The organism is Mycobacterium sp. SA01, assembly GCF_041287105.1.
In the GTDB taxonomy this organism is placed as follows: Bacteria; Actinomycetota; Actinomycetes; order Mycobacteriales; family Mycobacteriaceae; genus Mycobacterium.
The window spans coordinates 304,098-327,634 of the sequence record NZ_JBGGNO010000021.1; the positions used below are offsets into that span (position 1 = coordinate 304,098).

The following is a 23,537-nucleotide window of genomic DNA, read 5'->3' on the forward strand; positions in this document are numbered from 1 at the left end:
AGCAGTTCCGCGCTATACAGTTTTTCGAAGTTGTTCACTACCGTTGGTGTACCGCGCCAGCAGATCGGACAAGGCTCGGAAATGACTCAGACGTCGACAATTGACTCGAAGACCCAGCCGCTCGGGTTGGCCCGCGGCATGCGCGACCTGGTGGTGGCGCAGGCCGGTGAGTCCGAGCGGCTGCGCACCATCGCCCCGGCGATCATCGACGAGATGTGGGCCAGCGGACTGATGTCGTCGTTCAATCCCGTCGCGGCCGGCGGGGTGGAGCCCTCGTTCGCCGAGATGATCGAGACCTGGATCGAGATGGCCTGGCAGGACGGCTCGTTCGGCTGGATCGGGATCGCCAACCTGCCGTCGTCGTTCGCCGCCGCGGCGTATCTGTCGGACGAGGGCTTCGCCGAGGTGTTCACCGCGAACGACAACCGCGTCACGATGGGTGGCCAGTTCTTCCCCAACGGCCAGGGCGTCGTGGTCGACGGCGGCTACCGGGTGACCGGATCGTGGAGTTTCGGGTCGGGCACCGGCCATGCCGAGTACGTCTGCGCAGGGTTCTTCCCGATGGTGGACGGCCAGCCGGTGATGGGGGCCGGCGGCCTGCCGGAGATGCATGTGGCCGTCGTCCCACGTGCGGACGTCGTGTTCACAGACGGCTGGCATGTCCAGGGCCTCAAGGGAACCGGATCCTACGACTACGGCCTCGAGGACGTGTTCGTGCCGGCCGGCCGCACCTTTCCGCTGTTCTCCAGCTCGCCGCACCGGGGCAGCTCGCCGGCGACCCGGATGGGACTGATGCCGGTGACCGCGGCCGGCCACGCGGCGTGGGCACTGGGCGTCGCCAAGAGCATGCTCGACGACGTCGAGGAACTGGCGGCCACCAAGTTCCGGATGAGCGACATGGCCTCACTGGCCAGCCGGCCGACCTTCCAGAAGGGGCTGGCACACCACGTCGCGGCGTGGCGGGCAGCGCGGCTGCTGGTGCTGGATGCGTTCGGCACCGCCGAGGCCGCGGTCGCCGCCGGCGAGGATCTGACCCCCGGGCTGCGCGCGGACATGCGAGTGGCCGCGGTGTACGCCACCGACGTGGCGCGCGAGGCCGCCGAGTGGGCGCACCTGGCGGCGGGCACCACCTCGATCCGCGAGGGCAGCCGCCTCGAGCGCGCGTTCCGCGACATCTACACCGGCACCCAGCACGCGTTCATCAGCGAGAAGGTCGCCATCGACGTCGCCCAGATCTGGCTCGGCATCATCGAGGATCAGCCGGGGTTGTGACGCCCCGCCGTTTCGCGCGCGGCGCAGGTCCGGCCGCACTAATGTCCAACGGTTATGACCGACTGGTCCGATCCGCGGCTGCCGACGACAGCGAGTAGTCCCCGCCAGCTCAAACGGCTGAGCCGGACTTTCGCCGGCGTCGGTGTCGGCATCCCGCCCGAGCGTCTCCAGCAGATCGCGATGGGTCAGGTGGCCACCGAGGACGAGCTCGTCGACGTGTCGTTCGCGCTGACCGCGACGGCGCTCCGCAGCGAGCAGCGGCGATCCAAAGTCGGCCGCGCACAACAGCGTTGTGTGCGCGGCGCCATCGTGTTCGTCGCGATCCTGATCGCGATCAACGTGCTGATGTGTCTGGGTCTGTTCCTGTTCGTCCTGACCCAGCACACGTCTCCCTATTAGGCCGCCGGGTCCTAGCCCGTCACGTACCCGTCGGCGACATCGAGCGCCTTGTCCAGGATGGCCAGTCCCTCGGCCACCTCGGCGTCGCTGATGTTGCAGGCCGGCACCGCGTGGATCCGGTTGAAGTTCGCGAACGGCAGCAGCCCGCCGGACTTGCACGCGGCCAGCACCGCGTTCATGGCCGGGCTCGACCCGCCGTAGGGCGCCAGCGGTTCGCGGGTCTGCTGGTTGGCCACCAGCTCGAGCGCCCAGAACACGCCGAGTCCGCGGACCTCACCGACCGACGGGTGGCGAGCCGCCAGCTCGCGCAGACCCGGGCCGAGCACCTGCTCGCCGAGCCGGGCGGCGTTGGCCACCATGCCTTCGTCTTCCATCGCGTTGATCGTCGCGACCGCCGCACCGCAGGCCAGCGGATGCCCCGAATAGGTCAGCCCGCCGGGGTAGGCGCGGTCGGCGAACGTCGAGTAGATCGCGTCGTTGATGGCCACGCCACCCAGCGGTACGTACCCCGACGTCACACCCTTGGCGAACGTCATCAGGTCCGGCACCACGTCGAAGTTCTGGATTGCGAACCACTTTCCGGTCCGCCCGAAGCCCGCCATCACCTCATCGGCGATGAACACGATGCCGTGGCGATCGCAGATCTCCCGCACGCCGGCCATGTACCCGGGCGGCGGCACCATGATGCCGGCGGTCCCCGGCACCGATTCCAGGATGATCGCGGCGATCGAGTCCGCGCCCTCGTGCTGGATCAGCCGCTCGAGGTAGTCCAGCGCCCGCTCGGACTCCTGCTGCTCGGTCTCGGCGAAGAACGACGAGCGGTACAGGAACGGTCCGTTGAAGTGCACGACACCGGAACTGGCGTAGTCGTTCGGGTAGCGCCGCGGGTCACCGGTGAGGTTCACCGCGGTGTCGGTGCCCCCGTGGTACGAGCGGTAGCGGGAGAGCACCTTGTAGCGCCCGGTGTGCAGCCGCGCCATCCGGACGGCGTGCTCGACGGCATCGGCGCCGCCGTTGGTGAAGAACACCCGGTTCAGGTCACCGGGGGTGCGCTCGGCGATCAGCCGGGCCGCCTCGGAGCGGGCGGCGTTGGCGTGCTGCGGGGCGATCGTGCACAGCTTCGCGGCCTGCTCGGCGATCGCGGCGACGACCTTGGGGTGCTGATGGCCGATATTGGTGAACACCAGCTGGGAGGAGAAGTCGAGCAGCTTGTTGCCCTCGCCGTCCCACACGTAGGAGCCCTCCGACGCGACGATCGTCATCGGCTTGATCTGGGCCTGCGCCGACCACGAGTGGAAGACGTGCGCACGGTCCAGTTCGTAGGCCCTGCCGGCTTCGACCCGCGCGGTGTCGAGGTCCTGACCGTTGGGCAGGAGGTGGGATTCGGTCGTCGTCATGCGTGCCTCTTTCGAGCTCGGTGGTGCTCAGTGGTTCTGGGGGAAGCCGAGGTTGATGCCGCCGTGGGAGGGATCGAGCCACCGCGTCGTCACCACTTTGCCACGGGTGAAGAAGTGCACGCCCTCCGTGCCGTGGGCGTGGGTGTCACCGAACAGTGAGCTCTTCCAGCCACCGAAGCTGTAGTAGGCGGTCGGCACCGGGATCGGCACGTTGATGCCGACCATGCCGACTTCGACCTCGTTCTGGAAACGCCGTGCCGCGCCGCCGTCGTTGGTGAAGATCGCCGTGCCGTTGCCGTACGGGTTGGAGTTGATCAGTTCCAAGGCCTCGTCGTAGGTGTCGACCCGGACCACCGACAGCACCGGGCCGAAGATCTCGTCGGTGTAGACGCTCATCTCGGGGGTGACGTTGTCGATCAGGGTGGGGCCCAACCAGAAGCCGTCCGCTTCGCCATCGACCTGGGTGCCGCGGCCGTCGACGACGATCGTCGCGCCGTCGGCTTCACCCGCGTCGATGTAGGAGGCGACCTTGTCGCGGTGGGCCTTGGTCACCAGCGGGCCCATATCGGTGTTGCGGGTGCCGTCGCCGATCTTCAAGGTCGTTGTGCGCTCGGCGATCTTGGCGACCAACTCATCGGCGATCGGGCCGACCGCGACGGCCGCCGAGATCGCCATGCAGCGCTCACCGGCCGAACCGAAGCCGGCGTTGACCATCGCGTCGGCGGCCAGGTCGAGGTCGGCGTCGGGCAGGATCACCGCGTGGTTCTTGGCGCCGCCCAGGGCCTGCACCCGCTTGCCGTGCAGGGTCGCGGTCGAGTAGATGTACTGCGCGATCGGGGTGGAACCGACGAACGACACCGCCTTGATCGACTTGTTGGTCAGCAGCTCGTCGACGGCGACCTTGTCGCCCTGCAGCACGTTGAACACCCCGGCAGGCAGACCGGCCTCGGCCCACAGGTTGGCGATCCACAGCGCGGCCGACGGGTCCTTCTCAGAAGGCTTGAGCACCACGGTGTTTCCGGCGGCGATCGCGATGGGGAAGAACCACATCGGCACCATCGCGGGGAAGTTGAACGGGCTGATGACGGCCACCGGGCCGAGCGGCTGGCGGATCGAGGCGACGTCGACGTTGGTCGAGGCGTTCTCGGTCATCCCGCCCTTGAGCAGATGCGAGATGCCGCAGGCGAATTCGACGACCTCCTGGCCGCGGCTGACCTCGCCGAGGGCGTCGGAGAGCACCTTGCCGTGCTCGGCGGTGATGATCGCGGCCAGCTCCTCCTTGCGGGCGTTGAGCAGCTCCCTGAAGGCGAAGAGCACCGTCGTGCGCTTGGCCAGCGAGGTGTCGCGCCAGGCCGGGAACGCCGCGGCCGCGGCGGCGATGACCGCCTGCGCGTCGGCGACGTCGGCCAGCGCGACCTGTCCGGTCACCTGGCCGGTGGCCGGGTTGGTCACCGCGGCCGTCCGGTCGCTGCTGCCTGCGAAGTTCTTCCCGTCGGCCCAGTGGGCGATGGTCCGGACGCGGGTGTTGGGCGCTGTGAGGGTCATACCTGCGATTCTGGTGCGTGATCGCCCAGGTCGATGCCAACGATATGTCAACGAAGTACGCTTTTCTCTTACACTGTGTCAATGCAGTTAACCCTTGCCGACATCCTCGATCTGCCGTCGGTGCGCCGCGGCGATCCGGAGGTGGTGTGCGCCGGACCGATGGACCAGCCGGTGCGCTGGGTGCACGTCAGCGATCTGGCCGACCTGTCCGGCCTGCTGACCGGCGGGGAATTGGTGCTGACCACGGGTCAGGCGCTGGCCGACCCGTCGCGCCGGGACGCGTATCTGCCCGGGCTGGCGAACGCCGGCGCGGTGGGCGTGGTGATCGAGCTCGGACTGCACATCGACCGGCTTCCGGAGTCCGTGCGCGCCATCGGTTCGGCGCTGTCCCTCCCGGTGATCGTGCTGCACCGGACCGTGCGCTTCATCGATGTCACCGAGGAGGTGCATCGCCGGATCGTCGCCGATCAGTACGCCGAAGTCGAGTACGCCCAACGGGTACACGAGGAGTTCACCGCGCTGAGCATGCGCCGGGCATCGATCGACCAGATCGTCAGCGCGGCAGCCCAGATGCTCGACACACCCGTGGTGTTGGAAGACCTCAACCGTCAGGTGCTGGCGTTCGACGGCCGGGACCTGTCGGCGGCGACACTGCTGGTGGACTGGGAGCGGCGCTCGCGGCTCGCGGGAGGTGACGCCTGGACCGCCTGCCCGGTGGGCCCGCACCGCGAGGAGTGGGGCCGGCTGATCGCGCCGGAGATGGCCGCGGCCGACGGCCGGTCGGTGATGACGTTGGAGCGTGCGGCGCAGGCTCTGGCGTTGAACCGGATGGTCGAGCAGAACCGCAGCTCACTGGAGCTGCGCGCGCAGAGCGGCCTCGTCGACGACCTGCGCCGCGGCCGTATCACTGACGAGGCCGAGGCCACCGCCCGTGCGCATGCGCTGGGACTGCGGCCGGCGCTGACGTATGTGCCGATGGCGGTGCGGCTGCGGGAGACCCCGGGCGCCGATCAGGTTGCGACCGCCCAGCGGCGGGTCCGCACCCTGGACGCGATCATGCACACCGTGCGGGCGGCCGGCCATACCGGTTTGGCGGCCACCCGTGACGACGGGCAGATCGACGTGGTGTTGGCGCCGCAGCGCACCAGCCGGGTCCCCGGATCGCTCGATACCGTGCTGGCCGAGGTGTGTTCGGCTACTCGGCGCGCGGTCGCCCACCTGGACGGGGTGAGCGGATGCGCCATCGGGGTGGGGCCGGAGAGCAGCCGCCTGGTCGACGCGGTGGGCGGTCTGCGCGAAGCAGGGCACGTCGCCGAGGTGGCGATGTCGATGCCCTTGCAGGACAAGCCGTTTCATCGAGCTTCGGATGTCCGCTTGCGCGGCCTGCTCTCGCTGATCCGTCGTGATCCTCGTGTGCAGGCGTTCGCCGAGACCGAGCTGGCCGGGTTGCTGGCGGATCGGGCCAAGCACGGTGACGAATCGTTCGACCTGCTGTGGCACTACCTGGCGGCGGGCGGGAACAAAGCCGAGCTCGCCAGGACGCTGCACATGTCGCGGCCCACGCTCTACGCCCGGTTGGAGGCGCTGCAGCGGATCGTCGGACTCGACCTCGACGACGCCGAGTCCAGGACGTCGCTGCAGGTGGCGATGTTGATCCTGAACGCGGCGGGGGACTAGCGCCGGACCCGGTCTGTGGTTAGTCCGCCGTCGGATCTTCGGCGTCGCGGCGCTCGTCTTTGAGGCGTTCTTTGCTCCGCAGGAGACGCAGTAGCGTCACCAGCACCAGACCGCCGACGATATTGCCGACGAGCGTGTACCAGAACCACCCCAGCCAGTCGAGGTAGCCGAAGGGTGCCTCACCGGTCGACAGGGCGCCAAAGATCAACAGCGAGTCCAGGATCGAGTGGAACAGCTGCAGTCCGGCCAGGACGAAGGCGCCGGCCACCGCGGCGGCGATCTTGCCGGGGACCGAGTCGGTGCCGTGCTGCATACGGGTCATCAGCGTGATCACCATGCCGCCCAGCACTGCCAGCGCCATCGTCTGCACCGACAGTGGTTCACCGACGAAATGCTCGGCGGAGGTGATGGTTTGGCTCCTGAGCTTGGGGAACGCCGCGATGATCAGCGCCATGATCACCCACCCGCCGACCAGGTTGGCCACCAGCGTGCCGGTCCACAGTTTGGCGAGCTGGCCGACGCTGGCACGCTTGGCGGCCACCGTCGTGACGGGGACGAGGAAGCCTTCGGTGAACAGCTCGCTGCGGCCGAGCAGCAGCGCCAGGAACCCGATCGCGAAGGCGACACCGGCCAGCAGCTGATTGTGGGTTTCGTGCAGCACTGACAGGTATGCCAGCACTCCGATCGCGACCTCGGTACCGCCGAAAAATCCGGTGACCAGAACTTCACGCCAGCTTCGATGCAGCCGCTGACTGCCCTCGTCGATCATTCGGTTGAAGGCGTCCTCGAGTTCGTCCTCGATAGGGCTGTCGGACTCGCCCAATTGGCGCTGGCTCGTTGAACTCACGAATCCGTGTACCCATCGGCGGCCAACCCGACACCGGACGCCGCTGAGCAGTCGCTCAACGCTCGCCCATACACTGGGCCACCGTGGGCATTCTCGTTGGCTTCGCGCCGTGGATCGTCTATTGGGTACTGGTGGGCAACGCGCCGTTCACGACGGCCGTCCTGGTGGCCCTCGCCGTCGCGATCATCGGGCTGGTGATGAGCCGCACCAGGAAGGTGGCCGGCCTGACCTTCGAAATCGGTTCTGTCGCAGTCTTCGTCGTGCTGACGGTGCTGACGTTCGTGGCCGGCCACGGGTTCTTGGAGCAGTGGATCTTGTCGCTGAGCACTGCGGGCATCTTCGTCATCACGCTGGTCGGGGCGCTGGCCGGCACGCCGTTCGTGCGGGGATTCGCCGCGGCGGGACGCTCCGAGGAGATCGTCACCAGCACGCTGTTCACGACAATCACGTCGCTGCTGACCTGGATCTGGATCGCCGCCTTCGCGGGGATGACGGTCTCCTCGGTGATCCCGCCGCTCGTCTCGGGCGACGCCACGATCCTCGACTCCGCGAACCCGCTGTCCGTTCTGTGCTACTGGGTGATCCCGTTCGCGCTGCTGGGCCTGGCCGCGGTCGCCTCACGCATCCTGCCCGACACGATGGTTCTCAGCGACGACGTCGTGCGCGAGACGTCCTTTGTCGCGTACAGCGAAGCCGCGATCGATGAGCTGTACTACCTGGCTCAGGAGCATGCCAACCGCGAGGTCGGCGCGGGCAAGGAAGCCTACGACGTCAAAGTCGGCGGGATGGGGATGACGCTGACGGGTGACGAGTCCCGCAAGTCGTGGCCGTCGACGTATCGAGTGCGCGACCGGCGCCGCTGAGCGGTTCTGGCGTCGGGCCTGCTCGTTGCTGACGTCCGCGGGATGATCGCAACCGATCGGGCAAGGATGCACACCGCTTTGGACACCTTTGCGTCACGGATCGGCTAAAAGCCCTGTTCAGGGCGCAAGCGTGGTAAGCGGCTGTCAGCTGAGTGCGGTAGAAAGTGACAGAAGTGACCTCTGTGAAGAGGACGGAGCTTTGCTCAGAGGCGCCCGGAAGGTGGAGACCATGATGAAGAAGCGCGTGTACGCCCTGGCGATCAGCCTGCTGATGCTGTTCGCCATCCCTGGCCTGGTGGCCCCGACGGCGACCGCCGCTCCGGTGGGCCGGGATCAGTACGTCAACCTGGTGATCCAGCGCGGGCTCGCCCAGCGGGGCGTGCCCTACGCCTGGGCCGGCGGCGACATCAACGGACCCACCCTGGGCAAAGGACCGAGCGCAGCCGTCGTCGGCTTCGACTCTTCGGGCCTGATCCAGTACATCTACGCCGGGGTCGGAGCCAAGCTGCCGCGCTCCTCGGGAGATATGTACAAAGTCGGCCAGCACGTCACCGCTGACCAGGCGTTGCCGGGCGATCTGATCTTCTACGGGCCCGACGGCACCCAGAGCGTCGCGATGTTCCTGGGCAACAACCAGATGCTGGAAGTCACCGACACGGTCGTCGCGGTGTCCGCGGTGCGCGCCAAAGATATGGCGCCCTACCTGGTCCGCGTCATCGCCTGAGTGTCACGCGGGGGCGTGCCGTTGACCCGCCGTGCAGATTCACGGCGCGACGACGAGCACGCCCACCGCTAGGTGGGACCGTGCCGGCCGCCGGCTAGGCGCAGTCGGTGCAGACCAGGCTGGCGGCATCCGCCAGTCGGCTGCGGTGGTGCACCAGAAAGCAGCTGCTGCAGGTGAACTCGTCCGCTTGCTTGGGGACGACCCGCACCGTGAGCTCTTCGTCCGACAGGTCGGCACCGGGCAGCTCGAAGGAATCCGCCGCCTCCGCCTCATCAACATCTATTACGGCCGTGGCCGTGTCCTTGCGCCGCCCCGCCAGGTCTTCAAGCGACTCTTCCTCAGGCTCGGCCTGGGTGCGGCGGGGGGCGTCGTAATCAACCGTCATGATCCGTGCCTTTCGTTTCCGCATTCGACGTCGCGTCAACGCGGTCGAATGCGAGTTTGTTCCCGTAGCCGGTCTCTGCTAAACACCGTTGTTTCCGGCTGTGTGTGCGCTGGGTCCTGCCTTGCTGTGGCCTGCGGATTCGCACGCCATAGGCACGTTGAAAGCTGGGCTCAGGTTCGCCAGAGAGATTCCTGGGCGACGCTGGCGATCAGGGTACCGTCATCACGCTGAAATGAGCCGTGCGCCAACCCCCGCGCGTCGCTGTGACTTATCGCGGTGGCGTCGTAGAGATGCCACTGGTGGGGATCGGTCGGCCGGTGCAGCCACACCGCGTGGTCGAGGCTGGCGGCACCGCCCGGACCGGGAAATTCCGGGCCCGGCGGCCGCGCCGAGGACACCATGCCCAGGTCAGAGATGAAGGTCAACGCGCAGGCCCGCAGCAGCGGATCGTCCTCGACGGGCTCGCGGGTGCGGAACCAGAACGGCTGGGTGGGCCATTCGACGCGACTCTGCGGACCGGGTGCGAGCCGGATGTCGAAGTGATCGGCCCACTCGACCGGCAGCCGAGTGAGAATCGTCGCCTCCGTCAGCGGCACCCGTGGTTCCCGCGGCAGCTGCCAGTCGGTGGTCGTCTCCGGTTGGTGGAACGACGCCAGCATCTCGAATATCGCGACGCCGTCCTGTGTTGCGGTGACACGGCGGGTGTTGAAAGAACGGCCGTCCCGGGTGATCTCGACGGTGAAGTGGATGTCGACGCCGATCCGGCCGCCTTTGATGAAGTAGGCGTGCAGCGACTGCGGCAGCCGGCCGGGTTCCACGGTGGCGCCCGCGGCCGCCAGCGCCTGCGCGGCGATCAACCCGCCGAAGAGACGGGGACCCGCACCGTAGGACGCTGACGCTCGAAAAGTGTGCCCGCTGCGGTCGAGTTGGACCAGCTCGGCGATCCAGCTCGACATGCTCTCCTCGGGTCGTCGTCGAAAATCGCACTCACGATAGCGTCCTAGACTCCTGGCATGGACCGCGGCCACGTCGACGCACCAGAGGGTCTGCTTCGGATCGAAGACTGCCTGGACGACGACGGGAACGTCGTCTTACCGGCGGGCGTGACGCTGATCTCGTTGATCGACCGCAACATCGCCAACGTCGGCGACACCATCGCCTACCGCTACCTCGACTACAGCCGCTCGACCGAACCGGCGGTCTTCGAGCTGACCTGGACACAACTCGGTGAACGCCTGCGCGCGATCGCGGCCCAGGTACAGCGCAGCGCTGCCCGCGGCGACCGGGTCGCCATCTTGGCGCCGCAGGGGCTGGACTACATCACCGGTTTCTTCGCCGCGATCAAGGCCGGAACCATCGCGGTGCCGCTGTTCGCTCCCGAATTGCCCGGCCACGCCGAACGTCTCGACACCGCGCTCGGTGATTCGCAGCCCGCCCTGGTGCTCACCACCGCGGCCGCCGCGGACAGTGTGCGCGGATTTCTGGCCAAGCTGCCATCGGCTCGGCAACCGCGGCTGCTCGTCATCGACGACATTCCCGATTCCGCCGGTGCCGACTTCGTCGAGACCGTTGTCGACGTCGACGACGTGTCGCATCTGCAGTACACGTCGGGCTCGACCCGGCCGCCGGCCGGCGTGGAGATCACCCACCGGGCCGTCGGTACCAACTTGATCCAGATGATCCTGTCCATCGACCTGCTCGATCGAAATACCCACGGCGTCAGCTGGTTACCGCTGTACCACGACATGGGCTTGTCGATGATCGGCTTCCCGACGGTGTACGGCGGACATTCCACCCTGCTGTCACCGACCGCCTTCATCCGCAGGCCGCAACGCTGGATCCGGGCGCTCTCCGATGCCTCCCGGTACGGCCATGTCATCACCGCCGCACCGAATTTCGCCTACGAGTGGACCGCTGCGCGCGGCGTCCCCGATGCCGGTGACGACATCGATCTGAGCAATGTGGTGATGATCATCGGGTCCGAACCGGTGAGCGCCGACGCCATCACGACGTTCTCCGAGGCGTTCGCACCGTACGGTCTGCCGGCGACCGCGTTCAAACCCTCCTACGGCATCGCCGAGGCCACCCTGTTCGTCGCGACCATCGCACCGACCGCCCGGCCCACCGTCATTCGCCTGGATCGCGAGCGGTTGGCGCAGGGAGAGGCGCAGGCAGCCGGCGAGCACGCCGATGCGGTCACCCAGGTGTCGTGCGGCCAGGTGGCGCGCAGCCTGTGGGCGGCCATCGTCGACCCGGCGACCGGCGCAGAGCTGCCCGACGGCCGGGTCGGTGAAATCTGGTTGCACGGCAACAACGTCGGCCGCGGCTACTGGGGCCAGCCGAACGAGAGCCGCCGGGTCTTCGGGGCGAAGCTCACACACCGGCGGTCCGAGGGCAGCCACGCCGGCGAGGTGCCCGCCGACGGCACCTGGTTGCGCACCGGCGACCTCGGCTTCTATTACGGCGGCGAACTCTACGTCGCCGGGCGCCTGGCCGACATCCTGGTGCTCAACGGCCGCACCTTGTATCCGCACGATATCGAGAAGACCGCCGCGGATTCCTCGGCTCTTGTCCGGCGCGGGTACGTGGCAGCGTTCACCGTTCCGGCGAACCAGATGCCCGGTGCGACAACGCAAGACACCACCGAGCGGCTGGTGGTCATCGCCGAACGGGCGGCTGGCACCAGTCGCAGCGACCCGGCAACGGCGATCGCAGCCATCCGGTCGGCGGTGGTCGAGCGCCACGGTATCGAGGCAGCCGACGTGCGGCTGCTGCCCGCGGGCGCCATCCCGCGCACCACCAGTGGCAAACTGGCCCGGCGGGCCTGCCGCGCCGAATACCTCTCCGATGCGCTGCGGGTGCGGTGATCGTATGCGGCCGTTGACCTTTGGTGCGCTCGCCATGACCGTGGCGCTCACCGCCTGCGTCGCGCCGTCGGTCGCCTGGGCTGGCGGCCCGGCCGCCCTGAAGGTCTGCACCACCGGCGACTACCGGCCACTGACCTACCGCGACCCGGCGACAGGACAGTACAGCGGGGTCGACATCGACATGGCCGCCGACTTGGCCGAGCATCTCGGACGCACCGCGGTGTTCGTGCCCACCACATGGTCGACCCTCGTCGCGGACCTCACCTCACCGGGCCGATGCGATATCGCGATGGGCGGCATCACCGACACCCCCGAGCGCCGCCGCGTCGTCGACGTCACCCGGGCCTACCTGGCCGGCGGCAAGACCGCGTTGGTCCCGGCGGCCGAGGCCGAGCGGCTGGCGACGATCGAGCAGATCAACCAGCCCGGTGTGCGGGTCATCGAGAACAGCGGCGGCACAAACGAACAATTCGCTCGCACCCACTTCCCCGAGGCGCAGCTCACGATCTGGCCGGACAACACCACCATCTTCGAGCAACTCGCCGCCGGGGGCGCCGACGTCATGGTCACCGACGCCATCGAAGCCATCTACCAGGCGTCGCTGCACCCCGAGCTGGTGGCCCAGCACCCCGCGGACCCCTTCACCTCCGAGGTCAAGGCCTATCTGCTGCCCAAGGGCAGCCCCATCGCCGCCGCGACCGACGAATGGCTGGCCGGTGCACTCCACGACGGCACCTACGCCGGCAGCTACGAACGGTGGCTGCACGTGCCGGCGCCCGACCCGCCGGCTTAAGGGTTCAGCGGGGGTTCAGCGGCCCTTCCACTGCGGCTTTCGCTTCTCCCGCCAGGCCTGCAGGCCTTCGCCGACGTCCTCGGTCGCCCCCGCCACCTTGCGCATCACCTCGCCGAAGCGCACCGACTCGATCCAGCCCATGTCGGCGGTCCGCCACGCCACTTCTTTGGTGGCTCGTTGCGCCAGCGGCGCGGCGTCGGTCAGGGTTCTGGCCCAGGCCTAGGCCTCGGCCTGCAGATCCTGGGGTTCGACGAGCTTCCACACCAGCCCGATCTCCTTGGCCCGCTCGGCGCTGATGGGCTTGCCGGTGAGAAGCAGCTCCATCGCGTTGGCCCAACCGACGCGGTGCGGCAACCGAATGGCACCGACGATGGTCGGCACGCCGAGGGCCACCTCGGGGAAGCTGAACGTGGCTTCGGTCGATGCGATCACAAAGTCGCAGAACAGGATTCCGGTGACGCCGTAGCCGACGCAGGGGCCGTGCACGGCGGCGATCGTGGGCTTGAAGAGTTCCATGCCGGACTCGAACGAGTTGATCGTCGGCTTCTCCCAAAAGGTCCCGCCGAAGGTGCCCACCGAGCCCTCACCGTCCTTGAGGTCACCACCCGCGCAGAAGACGTCGCCGTTGGCGGTCAGAATCCCCACCCAGGCGTCCTGTTCGTCCCGGAACCGATCCCATGCGGCATTGATGTCCTGGCGGAGCGGGCCGTTGATGGCGTTGCGGGCTTCGGGCCGGTTGAGGGTGATCGTCGCGACGTGGTCTTCCAGCTGATAGGTGACGAGGCTCATTGCTGCACTCTAGTTTCGGCCGGGGCCGCCCGATGCTCAGTCGCGCGGGCGGGTGCCCCTGCGGCCCGCGGGATTCGCGACCGCGGTGACCATGCTGGTGCCGAATGCGCCGGCATCGTCGAAGAGGGTGGCGCTGCCCACCGACACTCCGTTCTCGGCGAAGTGGGTGTCGGCTTGCACGCCGATGAACACGCCGCGGGGCAGCCGCGACAGGGCCACCGTGAGGTCCCCGTTGATGTAGCCGATTTCACCGGTGCCCAGATTGGTCACCAGGTTCGCGGCCGCCTCGGCGACCACCGCCGCACGGACGAAAGGCGTGGCCTGCAGACCGGCCACGGCGTCCAGACCGCCGTAGTACGCGCGCTTGCGTCCGGCAGTGTTCTGCTCGCCCATGGGGCTCCAGCCGGTTCCGTCGTCGTCGACGTAGAGGGCGTGATCCTCGGTGTCGCGCGGTGAGCCGGCGGACTGTGCGGGCGCGGTGTCCGTCCCATCCGGGGTCTGAGACAGTCGGTATTGCAACAACGTTGCGCGTGCCACGATCCAGTCGTCCTGGATGATGTCGCATTCGGCGGTCCGCATCCGGTTTCCGTGCCGGATCAGCCGCGTCTGAGTATGGGTGGGGACGGCACGGGCAGGTTTGAGCAGGTCGAGCGTCAGCCGGGTGGGCAGGTACCCGACGCTGCCGTACTTGCGTTCCAGCGTCGATGCCGCGAGCCCGGCGATCGCCTGACCGCTGAGCAGACCCTCGCTCCAGGAGGCCGCCGCCGACGGGGTGGGGCGGAAGATGCCGTTTCCGTGCTGGACGAAATACGCTGGGCGGATACCGATTGCGTTCGAAGCCGCTGCCGTGCGCTTCGACAAGACCATGCCGCTGTTCATCGTTGCCATCCTCTGAGTCGGGGAGCCGCCGCTTTCTTGACGGCTCACCAGGCAACTATGACCCGGGGTGGCCTCCCGAAATATCCACCGATCGGCCACAGCACCGGATGAATGAGATGTCCACCGATCGGGGGACATGCCCGCAGGTGTCAGGCCTCCAGGCGGGCGCGGACGGCGGAAAGACGTTGTTGCAGTTCGTCTTCGGTGATGACACCCCGGGACAGCAGTGAGTGTGCCAATGAGACCAGCTGGCTCTCGGGGTAGGGCAGGTCGGAGTACTCGGTGGCCGACAGGTCGTCCTCCTCGTCGCGGCGCTCTTTGAACGTCGGGACGTCGGCCTCGCAGGCCGCGTGATCCAGTGCGTCACACAGCCCGTCGAGGCTGGTCTTCCACGGCGGCACCGGGTTCTCCACCCCGTATTTGGCCGCCATCACCGGCCAGACCTGGTTGCGGTCGACGATCTGTTGTAACGGCTCGGGTTTCATTCGCCGACCGGATGCATGGCGGGCCGGGTGTCGGTGATGACGTTGGTGGTCACCCCAGGCTTCGGCAGCGCGACGCCGATCAGGCAGTCGCGGGTGATGATCTCGGTCAGCTGGTCTTCGCTCCAGCCGTCGGTGCCCTCGGGTCGCATCGGCATGACCATGAAGCGGTGCTTCTGGTTGGAATCCTGCACGCGGACTTCGATGTCGTCGGACAGGTAGAGGCCGAACTCGGCGAGAACCTGCCGGGGCCAGCGCACCAGCCGCCGCCGGTAGTTCGGTGTGCGGTACCACTCGGGGGAATTGCCGAGGATGGGCCGCGGATAGCAGGAGCACAGGGCGCACACGATGACGTTGTGCACGGCCGGGGTGTCTTCGAGGATCTGGAATGCGGTGAAGTCGCTGGGGGTCCCGAAGCCGGTCGGCTCGAGCCAGTCGACACCGACCTCCTTGCTGGCGGTCATCGGTTCGGCGAGGGCAAGGGCTTTGAAGTCGGGATCCAGCCACGCGCGGGCCACCAGGCGAGCCGCCGGTGTTGGGCCGATCTGCTCGGCGAACTCGGTGAAGCGGCGGTGCTCCTCGGCGGTGAAAATGCCCTTCTCGATGCACAATTCGCGCAGCGCGATCTCGAGCACCTCGAAGTCGGTGATCTCATCGACCATCGGTTTGACGGTGCGGTCGTGGTCATGGTCGTGATCGTGATCGGTCATGTCCGTCCGTTCCTATGCGGGCGCAAGCCAGTGCTCGGGGATTTCGGTGCGCAAGCTGTCGCTGTCCGGGCCGTTGAAGTCGTCCCACAGCTCGGACATGCTGAATTTGACGACGTAGAACCATTCGGGCTTGGCGTCGGGGATGTCCCACGTCTCGTCCTCGGCGGCCGGACTCTCATAGGCCACCGCGTCGATGACCCCGGTGGCGCCGCGGACATACTCGGGGGTGCGGGTGTAGAACAGCACCGGAAGTTCGCGCACGACGACGGCGTCGCCGACCTTGAACCTCGGCTCGCCGGCCTTACCCGCGTAGACCTGCGGATCGCCCTTGCCCTGGGCGTGCACGATGTGACTGTTTCGCTTGACCTGCGATCCGTCGCCTTCGAACTTGGGCTTGGCCGCCAGAGTCTTTCCCGCCAGGCCGCCGGCGTAGCGCTCCTTGACCTCCGCCATCCGCTCGGTCAGTTCGGTGAGACCGATGTGGTGCTTTTCGATCAGGACCCGGGCCACCGACAGCAGCCAGCGGCCGTAGTACGGGAAGCCGAGGTAGACGGCGCGCTGGACGTCGACGTTGCCGATCCTGCGCCGTTCCTCCGAGAGCCAGATTCCGCGCCATGCGAGCACCTCGCAGATGACGTACGTCATGTGCTCCCAGTACTCGTAATCCTTGTTCTCGTACTTCATCGGAGCGTCCGGTTCGCCGCCGACATCGTGCACCGGCTTCATGTAGGCGACGAACCTGGCGTGGTCGAGGAGATCCGGGGTGGGAGCATCCGGCAGTTCCGGATACGCGGACTTGAGCCGGGCCACCAAAGCAAGCTGGTCGGCACGTTCGGCAGCAGTGCTCATCGAAGGCCCCTTGATGTGGCGGTGCACAACGTCAACAAGAACCCAACGTAGCACCGGAGGCCCGCGCGGGCAGCTGAAATGGCCTCACCGTCGAAAGGCGTTGCGATTCAGCGGCTCTGACAGCCGAGACAATTTCGGCCGGGCCTCAGGCATACCCCAGCGCGGTGTTCTCGGCACGAATCCGCACGGTGAGTACCGCAGCGTTGGCGATGCTGAACACGATCGCGGTCACCCAGGCCGAATGCACCAGCGGCAGCGCGGCCACTTCGGCTGCGACGGCCGTGTAGTTCGGGTGATGCAGCCATCGGTACGGTCCATTGCTGACCAGGGGAGCGCCCTTGATCACGATCAGCCGGGGATTCCAGTGCTTGCCCAACACAGCCACACACCACCAGCGCACCACTGTGCTGGCCACGACGACGGCCAGCATCGGCCAACCGAGCCAGGGCAGGAACGGCCGGTGCTGAGTCGCCACCTCGGCCACGCACGACGCGAGCAGCAGGGTGTGCATCGTCACCATCGCGGGATAGTGTCCCCGCCCAAATTCTCTGCCGCCCTGGGAAAACGACCATCGGGCGTTGCGACGGGACACCACCAACTCGACGAGCCGCTCGACGGCGATCAGCAGGATGAACAGGTAGTAGACACTCATCTCGCTCACCAGCCCAGCAGCAACAGCTCGAAGCTGAAGCCGGGCCCCATCGCCAGCATCAGTCCCAGTGAGCCCGCCGTGGGGCCGTCGGCGACGGTGCGGTCGAGGACGTCGAGCACCGATGCCGAGGAGATGTTGCCGTTGTCCCGCATCGACTGCCAGCTGTGCCGCAGCGCTTCCGGTGGCATGCCGATCGCGTTGTGCATGGCGTCGAGCACCTTGGGCCCGCCGGGGTGACACACCCACGTCGAGATGTCGGCGGTGGTCAACCCGTGGTCGGCAAGGAACCGGTCGACTTCGTCGCGCAGATGGTCGTCGGCCATCTTCGGGACGTCACGTGACATCACCAGCTGGAATCCGCTGGAGCTGACGTTCCAGCCCATGACGTCGACGGTGTCGGCGAACAGCCTGCTACGGGTCGCGAGGATCCGCGGGCCCGGATGAAGGGGGAGTCCGGCCGGCACCCGATCGGCTCCGGCGGCGACGACGGCCGCCGCGCCGTCACCGAAGAGGCACACACCGATCAGTGCGGGGATCGACGTGTCGTCGCGTTGCAGCGTCAGCGAACACAGTTCCACCGACAACAACACAGCGACCTGATCGGGGAAGCCGCGCAGGTAATCGTGCACCCGGGCCAGCCCGGCCGCACCGGCCACGCAACCGAGCCCGAACAGCGGGATGCGTTTGACGTCGGGACGCAACCCCACCGCGGACGCGATCCGGGCATCGATGGTCGGCACCGCCACGCCCGTGCTCGACACGGTCACGATCGCGTCGACTTCGTCGGGACGCACGTGAGCGGCGGCGAGCGCCCGCCGCACGGCCTGCTCACCGAGCTCCGCGGCCACCTCGAGGTAGGCCGCGTTGGCCTCGGTGAAACCGGTCAGCCGCGGGTAGCGCTCCAACGGCAGTGCCAGACTGCGGTATTCGACCCCGCTGCTGGCCGCGAACCGAGCGAAGCCGGGTTCGGCGAACGAGGTGAGTTGAGCTGACACCTCGTCCTGGTTGTACCGATGTTCGGTGAACGCCACCGCGGTGCCGGTCACGCGCGGATCGCCGTGCCGGCGGACCGCGATCGGGTTGAGGGATTCGGAAAAAGCGGTATCTGTCATGGCCGCATCAGCGCGTGAATTCGGCTACGCATTCCATGTCAGACCCGTGCGGTGAAATATCGCACAGCGCGGCGAATTGTCATTAATGTGGGGGTATAAGCGCAGTTCAGAAGAGTTTTCTTACAGCACGTCGTGTAATACATAAATGCCGCCTGAGAAATCCCAGGAACGTGTCCGAATCTGGTAGTGAATTGAATACCGACTGCGGGTGCACTGGGAATCCGGGGAACGGTGAACGTTTATCGTCGGCATTTCGTGCACGGTCGGACCGGCTCCGGCTTACCGACCGAATCCCGCGTCGCGCAGCGCCTGCGCCATCGAACCGGAGGAGCGCTTGTCGTCGCGCCGTCCATGATCGGCGCGGGCGGGCTGGCGTCGATCGCGGCTCGGGGCAGGCCGGGTGCCCGGCTCTGCGCGCTTGGGCTGATCACGCTTGGGCGTATCGCCCAGGCGCAGGGTGAGCCCGATCCGTTGGCGATCGACATCGACGTCGACGACCTTCACCCGCACCACCTGGCCCGAGCGCACCACCTCATGCGGATCGGACACGAATCGGTCCGACATCGCCGAGACATGCACCAAACCGTCCTGGTGGACGCCGACGTCGACGAAGGCACCGAACGCCGCGACATTGGTCACCACGCCTTCGAGCACCATGCCGACCTTGAGATCGGCCACCTTCTCCACACCGGCGGCGAACGTCGCGGTGGAGAAGGCCGGTCGCGGATCGCGGCCCGGCTTCTCCAACTCGGCGAGGATGTCGGTCACGGTGGGCACGCCGAAGCGGTCGTCGGCGAAGTCGGCGGGCCGCAGTGTCCGCAACGCTCGTTCGTTGCCGATCAGTTCGGCCATCGTGATGCCCGAACGGTCCAGGATGCGCCGCACCACCGGATAAGCCTCCGGGTGGACACCCGATGCGTCGAGGGCATCGTCACCGCCGCGAATTCGCAGGAAGCCGGCGCACTGTTCAAAAGCCTTGGGGCCCAGCCGGGGAACGTCGAGCAAGGCGGTGCGGCTGCGGAACGGTCCGGTCTTTTCCCGATAGGCCACGATCGCTTCGGCCAGCGACTCGGAGACCCCCGACACCCGCGACAACAGCGGAACCGATGCCGTGTTCAGGTCGACCCCGACGGCGTTCACCGCGTCCTCCACCACCGCATCGAGGCTGCGGGCCAGGGTCCCGGGGGTGACGTCGTGCTGGTATTGGCCCACACCGATCGACTTCGGTTCGATCTTCACCAGTTCGGCCAGCGGATCCTGCAGGCGGCGGGCGATCGACACGGCACCGCGGACCGTCACGTCCAGACTCGGTAGCTCACGGGCGGCGTAGGCCGACGCCGAATACACCGACGCGCCGGCCTCGCTGACCATGGCCTTCGCCGGTGCGCTGGCTCCCGCCGCGCGAATGTCGGCGATGAGTTCGGTGGCCAGTGCATCGGTCTCCCGCGACGCGGTGCCGTTACCGATCGCGATCAGCTCGACGCCGTGCCGGGCAACCAGGGCGGCCAGGGTCGCCTTGGCCGAATCCCATTGGCGCTGAGGCTGATGCGGGTAGACCGCACAGGTTTCGAGGACCTTGCCGGTATCGTCGACGACGGCGACCTTGACCCCGGTGCGAAACCCCGGATCGAGCCCGAGGGTGGTGCGGGTACCGGCAGGTGCCGCCAGCAGCAGATCCTTGAGGTTCTTGGCGAAGACGGCGACCGCGTCCTCCTCGGCGCGCTGACGCAGCCGCATCCGGGCATCGACCGCACCGGAGATCATCAGCCGGGTGCGCCAGGCCAACCGGACCGTGGTGGCCAGCCATGGGGTGGCCGCCGCTGTGGCGGTCAGATCGACGCCGAGGGCGTCGGCGACCATCACCTCGTAGGCGTCGTCGCTGCCGCCGTCGAAGCGCACGGCGAGGGCTTGTTCCTTCTCGCCGCGCAGCACCGCCAGCACCCGGTGCGACGGCATGTCCTCCAGCCGCTCGGTGAAGTCGAAGTAGTCCCGAAACTTCTGTGCCGCTGGGGTCTTCGCGGCCTCGTCGGAAAACGGTGCGGTCCGCACCGCGCCCTCGGCCCAGAACTTGGCCCGGATCGCACCCACCAGCTCGGCGTCCTCGGCCGCCCGTTCGACGATGATGTGCCGCGCACCGTCGAGTGCCGCCGCGGCGTCGGCGACATCGGCGGTGAGGAATTCGGCGGCCGCGGCTTCGGGAGCGATGGCCGGGTCGGCGAGCAGCCGATCGGCGAGCGGCTCCAGGCCGGCTTCCCGGGCGATCTGGGCTTTGGTGCGCCGTTTCGGCTTGTACGGCAGGTAGATGTCCTCGATCCGCGACTTCGTGTCGGCGCTCAGCAGCGCGGACCTCAGCTCGTCGGTCAGCTTGCCCTGCTCGTCGATCGACGCGAGCACCGCGTCCCGCCGTTCGTCGAGCTCGCGCAGATAGCGCAGCCGCTCCTCGAGGTCGCGGAGTTGGCCGTCGTCGAGGCTGCCGGTGACTTCCTTGCGGTAGCGGGCGATGAACGGAACGGTCGCCCCCTCGTCGAGCAGCCGGACCGCGGCGGCCACCCGGGCCTCCGCGACAGCGAGTTCTTCAGCAAGACGGGCATTTACAGATGTGAGGGTTGGGCTCGAAGTCACGCGCAGACCCTACCGAACCTCGCCGACAATCCGATGACCCGTCGAGGGGTGTTGCGCGCGCAGGAATAGCCCCGCAGATCGGGGAGTTGGCCGCTATATGCCCAGACAACTGACCGAGTCCGAGCGGCAGGATTTCCTCGCCGCCAAACACGTGGCGGTGCTGTCCGTCGCCACCACCGACGGCCGGCCGCCGGCCAGCATTCCGATCTGGTACCAGTACGCCCCCGGTGGAGACATCCAGATCTCGACCGGGCCGTCGACGCGCAAGGCCCGGCTGATCGCCGAGGCCGGCGCGGCGACGCTGGTGGTTCAGGACGAGGAGCCGCCGTACCGCTACGTCGTGGTCGAGGGAACCCTGGTCGACACCACCGACCCGACGCCGCCGGAGGTCCTGGAAAAGACCGCGGTGCGCTACCTCGGTGAGCAAGGCGGGCGTCAGTTCCTCGAATCGATGGCGGGCCACGCCAACGTGTTGTTCACGATCCGGCCGGACCGTTGGCTGACCGCTGACTTCTCCGACGAGCTGTAGCCGTCGGCCGACCGGGTGTGAGTTGGGATCGGTAGCCGTCCGGTAGTTCTTCACTTCTCTCATCGACGCCACCGAGGCGGCGGACAACGAGAGGAAGAACCCCATGAAGATCGTGCCGAGTCCCATCGCGCAGCACATCGACCGCGTCGAGCGCCAGCACAGTCTCTACATCGCCATCAGCACGGGGCTGCTGGCCTTCTGGTCGATCTACCGGGTGCTCTGGTCGATCTACCTGGCGGTGACCTACGACGTCATCTTCGGCTCGCTGGTGTTCCCGATCGTCCTGTGGGGCGTCATCGGTGTGGTGGCGGCGATCGCGTCGATCGGCTTTGCCGCCCGCTACCTCAAGGGATCGGCCACCGGCACCACCGAGACCAACCAGGTCTGACTCGGGCACCGGGGCGTGCTGAAACGGGATGTGCCGGCGGTGCGATAGGTCGGAAAGTACACCGGTTTGCCGCCGGCACGCCGACGGCCAATGTGTGCGACGATGCCCCTACGCCAAGGGGCAACCCTTCGCAGGGAGATCGAGAGGACCGCCGGATCCATGATTGAACGGCACCGCACCGCGGCACTTGTCCACGCAGTCGCCATCGCGAGCGTCACTGTCGGCGCTGCCCTGGCCGGAGCCGCGACGGCCGCCGCCGACCCGATGACGCCGACGCCCATTCCGGTCCCGTCGGATCCAGCCGCGGTCCCGCCGGGTCAGCCCGTGGCGATGCCGGTCGATCCGGCGGCTCCACCCGCACCCGCACCTCCGCCGCCCGGGGCGCCGCCCTCGGTGCCGGAGATCGCCAACCCGAGCTACGGTTCGCAGAACACCCCCGGCGTCCTCGGCTCACTGAAAGACATGTGGCATAACGTCCGCGACCCGTACTACGGGCCCGACGAGTCCGCATCGGCCAGCGGCTCGGTCGCGCCGCCGCCGGGCGCCGGAGCGCCGCCGCCGCTGCCGCCCGGATACAAGTCGTATACCGCACCGGGTTCGGAGGCGCCCCCGAGTGAGTACGGCCCGGGTAAGCCGCCGCCGCCCGGAACTCCGGCGCTACCGCCGGGCTATTACTCGCTGAACGGTCCGCCGCCACCGGGGTATGAGTTCAACGCCCCCGGTCAGCCGGCCCCGATCACGCCGACGCCCGCACCGACGCCCTAGCCCGCGACCCGCGGAGGTCCGGGGTAGGGGATTACTCGCGCCGTCTGCTGGTTATATTTGCTAAGTATTCGCATATCGTCTGAACGTTGGAGTCGGCACATGGCTGGGATCAAAACTGCGCTGAGCATTGCGGCACTCGCGATCGGACTGACGATGGGCGCCGCGCCGGCGATCGCGCTCGCGGACCCGCCGCCGCCGGATCAGAACGTGGGGGAGCCGGTTCCGGACTGGGCGCCCCGTAAGCCCGCCGAGGTATGGGCCAACCATCCGGTGGTGTGGACGCACATGTGGGGCGGCCGCTGGGGTGTGTGGATCAACGACCAATTCATCACGTTGTCGTCCAACCCGGTCACCAACGGCGGCTGAGTCCGTTTCCGGCGGCGAGTCTCACTCGTCACATTCGCCGTCCAATCGCGGACAGGGGTGGATACTGCGATGTGGACCGCTATATAGTTAGCGCGCTTAAGGTTTTAGGGATAGGGCAGGAGAACGATGGCTGGTTTGATGAGTCGCGCGAAGCTGGCAGGTCTTGCGCTGAGTGCGGCGGCGGCTGCAAGCGTCATCACCGCCGGCCCCGCTGCCGCCGATGCCAGTGACGACTTCCCGATCCCGCACCGCATCATCATCACCCAGTGCGATGTCGAGCAGTACATGGCCGCGGCACGCGACACCAGCCCGGTGTACTTCGAGCGCTACATGATCGACCGCAGCAACCGGCCCGCCGATGTGCAGCAGATCGCCTTCGATCGCATCCACTGGTTCTTCTCGCTCGACCCCGTCGCGCGCCGGCAGTACTCCGAGGACACCGCGACCAACGTCTACTACGAGTTCGTCGCGACCCGCTGGGGCAACTGGGCCAAGCTGTTCTTCAACAACAAGGGCGTCGTCGCCAAGGCCACCGACGTCTGCATGAATTACCCGCCCGGCGACATGTCGGTCTGGGACTGGCCCGTCGCCAGGTAGCCACGGCTAATTCCTGAACGGCGGTAAC

At 67.6% G+C, this 23,537-nt stretch carries 23 protein-coding genes and 2 pseudogenes; 12 read left to right on the forward strand and 13 right to left on the reverse strand.

Going from position 1 to position 23,537, the window contains the following annotated elements:
* The first annotated feature begins 81 nt into the window (after window positions 1-81).
* Together AB4879_RS25465 and AB4879_RS25470 are read left to right on the forward strand one after the other, a co-directional pair.
* Window positions 82-1,272 carry an acyl-CoA dehydrogenase family protein gene (locus AB4879_RS25465; protein ID WP_370509787.1) on the forward strand — a complete coding sequence of 397 codons (1,191 nt, stop codon included), beginning with the start codon at window positions 82-84 and terminating at the stop codon, window positions 1,270-1,272.
* 54 nt (window positions 1,273-1,326) lie between these two features.
* On the forward strand, window positions 1,327-1,671 hold the full coding sequence (locus AB4879_RS25470; RefSeq protein WP_370509788.1) for a hypothetical protein: 345 nt from the start codon (window positions 1,327-1,329) through the stop codon (window positions 1,669-1,671).
* Window positions 1,672-1,682: 11 nt separating this feature from the next.
* Here the strand turns inward: AB4879_RS25470 and AB4879_RS25475 are convergent, their stop codons facing one another.
* Window positions 1,683-3,068 carry an aspartate aminotransferase family protein gene (locus AB4879_RS25475; RefSeq protein ID WP_370509789.1) on the reverse strand — a complete coding sequence of 462 codons (1,386 nt, stop codon included), beginning with the start codon at window positions 3,066-3,068 and terminating at the stop codon, window positions 1,683-1,685.
* Between the two features lie 27 nt (window positions 3,069-3,095).
* A complete protein-coding gene (locus AB4879_RS25480; protein WP_370509790.1) occupies window positions 3,096-4,613 on the reverse strand; it encodes a CoA-acylating methylmalonate-semialdehyde dehydrogenase in 1,518 nt (505 codons plus the stop codon).
* An 81-nt stretch (window positions 4,614-4,694) separates the two neighbouring features.
* On the opposite strand from AB4879_RS25480, the gene AB4879_RS25485 reads away from it, so the two are divergent.
* The gene (locus tag AB4879_RS25485) at window positions 4,695-6,290 is read left to right on the forward strand and encodes a PucR family transcriptional regulator (protein WP_370509791.1); all 1,596 of its coding nucleotides are present in this window, start codon (window positions 4,695-4,697) and stop codon (window positions 6,288-6,290) included.
* A gap of 19 nt (window positions 6,291-6,309) precedes the next feature.
* Here AB4879_RS25485 and AB4879_RS25490 read toward each other — a convergent pair whose 3' ends face one another.
* Window positions 6,310-7,137 (reverse strand): formate/nitrite transporter family protein, encoded by an 828-nt coding sequence (locus AB4879_RS25490; protein WP_370509792.1) that lies wholly within the window; start codon window positions 7,135-7,137, stop codon window positions 6,310-6,312.
* A gap of 83 nt (window positions 7,138-7,220) precedes the next feature.
* On the opposite strand from AB4879_RS25490, the gene AB4879_RS25495 reads away from it, so the two are divergent.
* Window positions 7,221-8,000, forward strand: a complete 780-nt coding sequence (locus tag AB4879_RS25495) for a hypothetical protein (protein ID WP_370509793.1) — start codon at window positions 7,221-7,223, stop codon at window positions 7,998-8,000.
* A gap of 232 nt (window positions 8,001-8,232) precedes the next feature.
* Window positions 8,233-8,718: pseudogene (gene ripD, locus AB4879_RS25500) on the forward strand (NlpC/P60 family peptidoglycan-binding protein RipD); the annotation flags it as partial.
* A gap of 100 nt (window positions 8,719-8,818) precedes the next feature.
* Here the strand turns inward: ripD and AB4879_RS25505 are convergent.
* Together AB4879_RS25505 and AB4879_RS25510 are read right to left on the reverse strand one after the other, a co-directional pair.
* Entirely contained in the window at window positions 8,819-9,109 is a 291-nt protein-coding gene (locus AB4879_RS25505; RefSeq protein ID WP_102806465.1) for a DUF4193 domain-containing protein, read from the reverse strand.
* Between the two features lie 170 nt (window positions 9,110-9,279).
* Window positions 9,280-10,065, reverse strand: coding sequence for an acyl-CoA thioesterase (locus tag AB4879_RS25510; protein WP_370509794.1), 786 nt, complete (start codon window positions 10,063-10,065; stop codon window positions 9,280-9,282).
* 57 nt (window positions 10,066-10,122) lie between these two features.
* Between AB4879_RS25510 and AB4879_RS25515 the strand changes: the two genes are divergently transcribed.
* Both AB4879_RS25515 and AB4879_RS25520 read left to right on the forward strand, forming a co-directional pair.
* On the forward strand, window positions 10,123-11,976 hold the full coding sequence (locus AB4879_RS25515) for a fatty acyl-AMP ligase (RefSeq protein ID WP_370509795.1): 1,854 nt from the start codon (window positions 10,123-10,125) through the stop codon (window positions 11,974-11,976).
* A 4-nt stretch (window positions 11,977-11,980) separates the two neighbouring features.
* A complete protein-coding gene (locus AB4879_RS25520) occupies window positions 11,981-12,769 on the forward strand; it encodes a transporter substrate-binding domain-containing protein (protein ID WP_370509796.1) in 789 nt (262 codons plus the stop codon).
* A gap of 15 nt (window positions 12,770-12,784) precedes the next feature.
* Here the strand turns inward: AB4879_RS25520 and AB4879_RS25525 are convergent.
* The 8 genes and pseudogenes from AB4879_RS25525 to AB4879_RS25560 all read right to left on the reverse strand — a co-directional run bounded on the left by AB4879_RS25525 (window position 12,785) and on the right by AB4879_RS25560 (window position 20,864).
* Window positions 12,785-13,558 (reverse strand): annotated as a pseudogene (locus AB4879_RS25525) (enoyl-CoA hydratase/isomerase family protein).
* Window positions 13,559-13,594: 36 nt separating this feature from the next.
* Entirely contained in the window at window positions 13,595-14,485 is an 891-nt protein-coding gene (locus AB4879_RS25530) for an acyl-CoA thioesterase domain-containing protein (RefSeq protein WP_370509797.1), read from the reverse strand.
* Between the two features lie 101 nt (window positions 14,486-14,586).
* On the reverse strand, window positions 14,587-14,922 hold the full coding sequence (locus AB4879_RS25535) for a thiocyanate hydrolase (protein ID WP_370509798.1): 336 nt from the start codon (window positions 14,920-14,922) through the stop codon (window positions 14,587-14,589).
* Window positions 14,919-15,629, reverse strand: coding sequence for a thiocyanate hydrolase subunit gamma (gene scnC / locus AB4879_RS25540; protein ID WP_102806189.1), 711 nt, complete (start codon window positions 15,627-15,629; stop codon window positions 14,919-14,921). The genes AB4879_RS25535 and scnC overlap by 4 nt, the downstream gene beginning before the upstream one ends.
* Window positions 15,630-15,641: 12 nt before the next feature.
* The gene (locus tag AB4879_RS25545; protein WP_102806188.1) at window positions 15,642-16,478 is read right to left on the reverse strand and encodes an SH3-like domain-containing protein; all 837 of its coding nucleotides are present in this window, start codon (window positions 16,476-16,478) and stop codon (window positions 15,642-15,644) included.
* Between the two features lie 145 nt (window positions 16,479-16,623).
* Entirely contained in the window at window positions 16,624-17,130 is a 507-nt protein-coding gene (locus AB4879_RS25550) for an isoprenylcysteine carboxyl methyltransferase family protein (protein ID WP_102806463.1), read from the reverse strand.
* Between the two features lie 5 nt (window positions 17,131-17,135).
* Window positions 17,136-18,242, reverse strand: a complete 1,107-nt coding sequence (locus AB4879_RS25555; RefSeq protein ID WP_370509799.1) for a type III polyketide synthase — start codon at window positions 18,240-18,242, stop codon at window positions 17,136-17,138.
* A 279-nt stretch (window positions 18,243-18,521) separates the two neighbouring features.
* A complete protein-coding gene (locus AB4879_RS25560; RefSeq protein ID WP_370509800.1) occupies window positions 18,522-20,864 on the reverse strand; it encodes a Tex-like N-terminal domain-containing protein in 2,343 nt (780 codons plus the stop codon).
* 97 nt (window positions 20,865-20,961) lie between these two features.
* Here AB4879_RS25560 and AB4879_RS25565 point away from each other — a divergent pair, with 97 nt between their 5' ends.
* From AB4879_RS25565 to AB4879_RS25585, 5 genes are all read left to right on the forward strand, one after another.
* The gene (locus AB4879_RS25565; protein ID WP_370509801.1) at window positions 20,962-21,393 is read left to right on the forward strand and encodes a pyridoxamine 5'-phosphate oxidase family protein; all 432 of its coding nucleotides are present in this window, start codon (window positions 20,962-20,964) and stop codon (window positions 21,391-21,393) included.
* Between the two features lie 103 nt (window positions 21,394-21,496).
* Window positions 21,497-21,781, forward strand: coding sequence for a hypothetical protein (locus AB4879_RS25570; protein WP_370509802.1), 285 nt, complete (start codon window positions 21,497-21,499; stop codon window positions 21,779-21,781).
* Between the two features lie 159 nt (window positions 21,782-21,940).
* Window positions 21,941-22,546 (forward strand): hypothetical protein, encoded by a 606-nt coding sequence (locus AB4879_RS25575; protein ID WP_370509803.1) that lies wholly within the window; start codon window positions 21,941-21,943, stop codon window positions 22,544-22,546.
* Window positions 22,547-22,645: 99 nt separating this feature from the next.
* Window positions 22,646-22,912: a hypothetical protein gene (locus tag AB4879_RS25580; RefSeq protein ID WP_102806182.1), complete on the forward strand. Its 267-nt coding sequence runs from the start codon at window positions 22,646-22,648 to the stop codon at window positions 22,910-22,912.
* A 126-nt stretch (window positions 22,913-23,038) separates the two neighbouring features.
* Window positions 23,039-23,509 (forward strand): DUF5078 domain-containing protein, encoded by a 471-nt coding sequence (locus AB4879_RS25585; protein ID WP_102806181.1) that lies wholly within the window; start codon window positions 23,039-23,041, stop codon window positions 23,507-23,509.
* The last annotated feature ends 28 nt before the right edge of the window (window positions 23,510-23,537 follow it).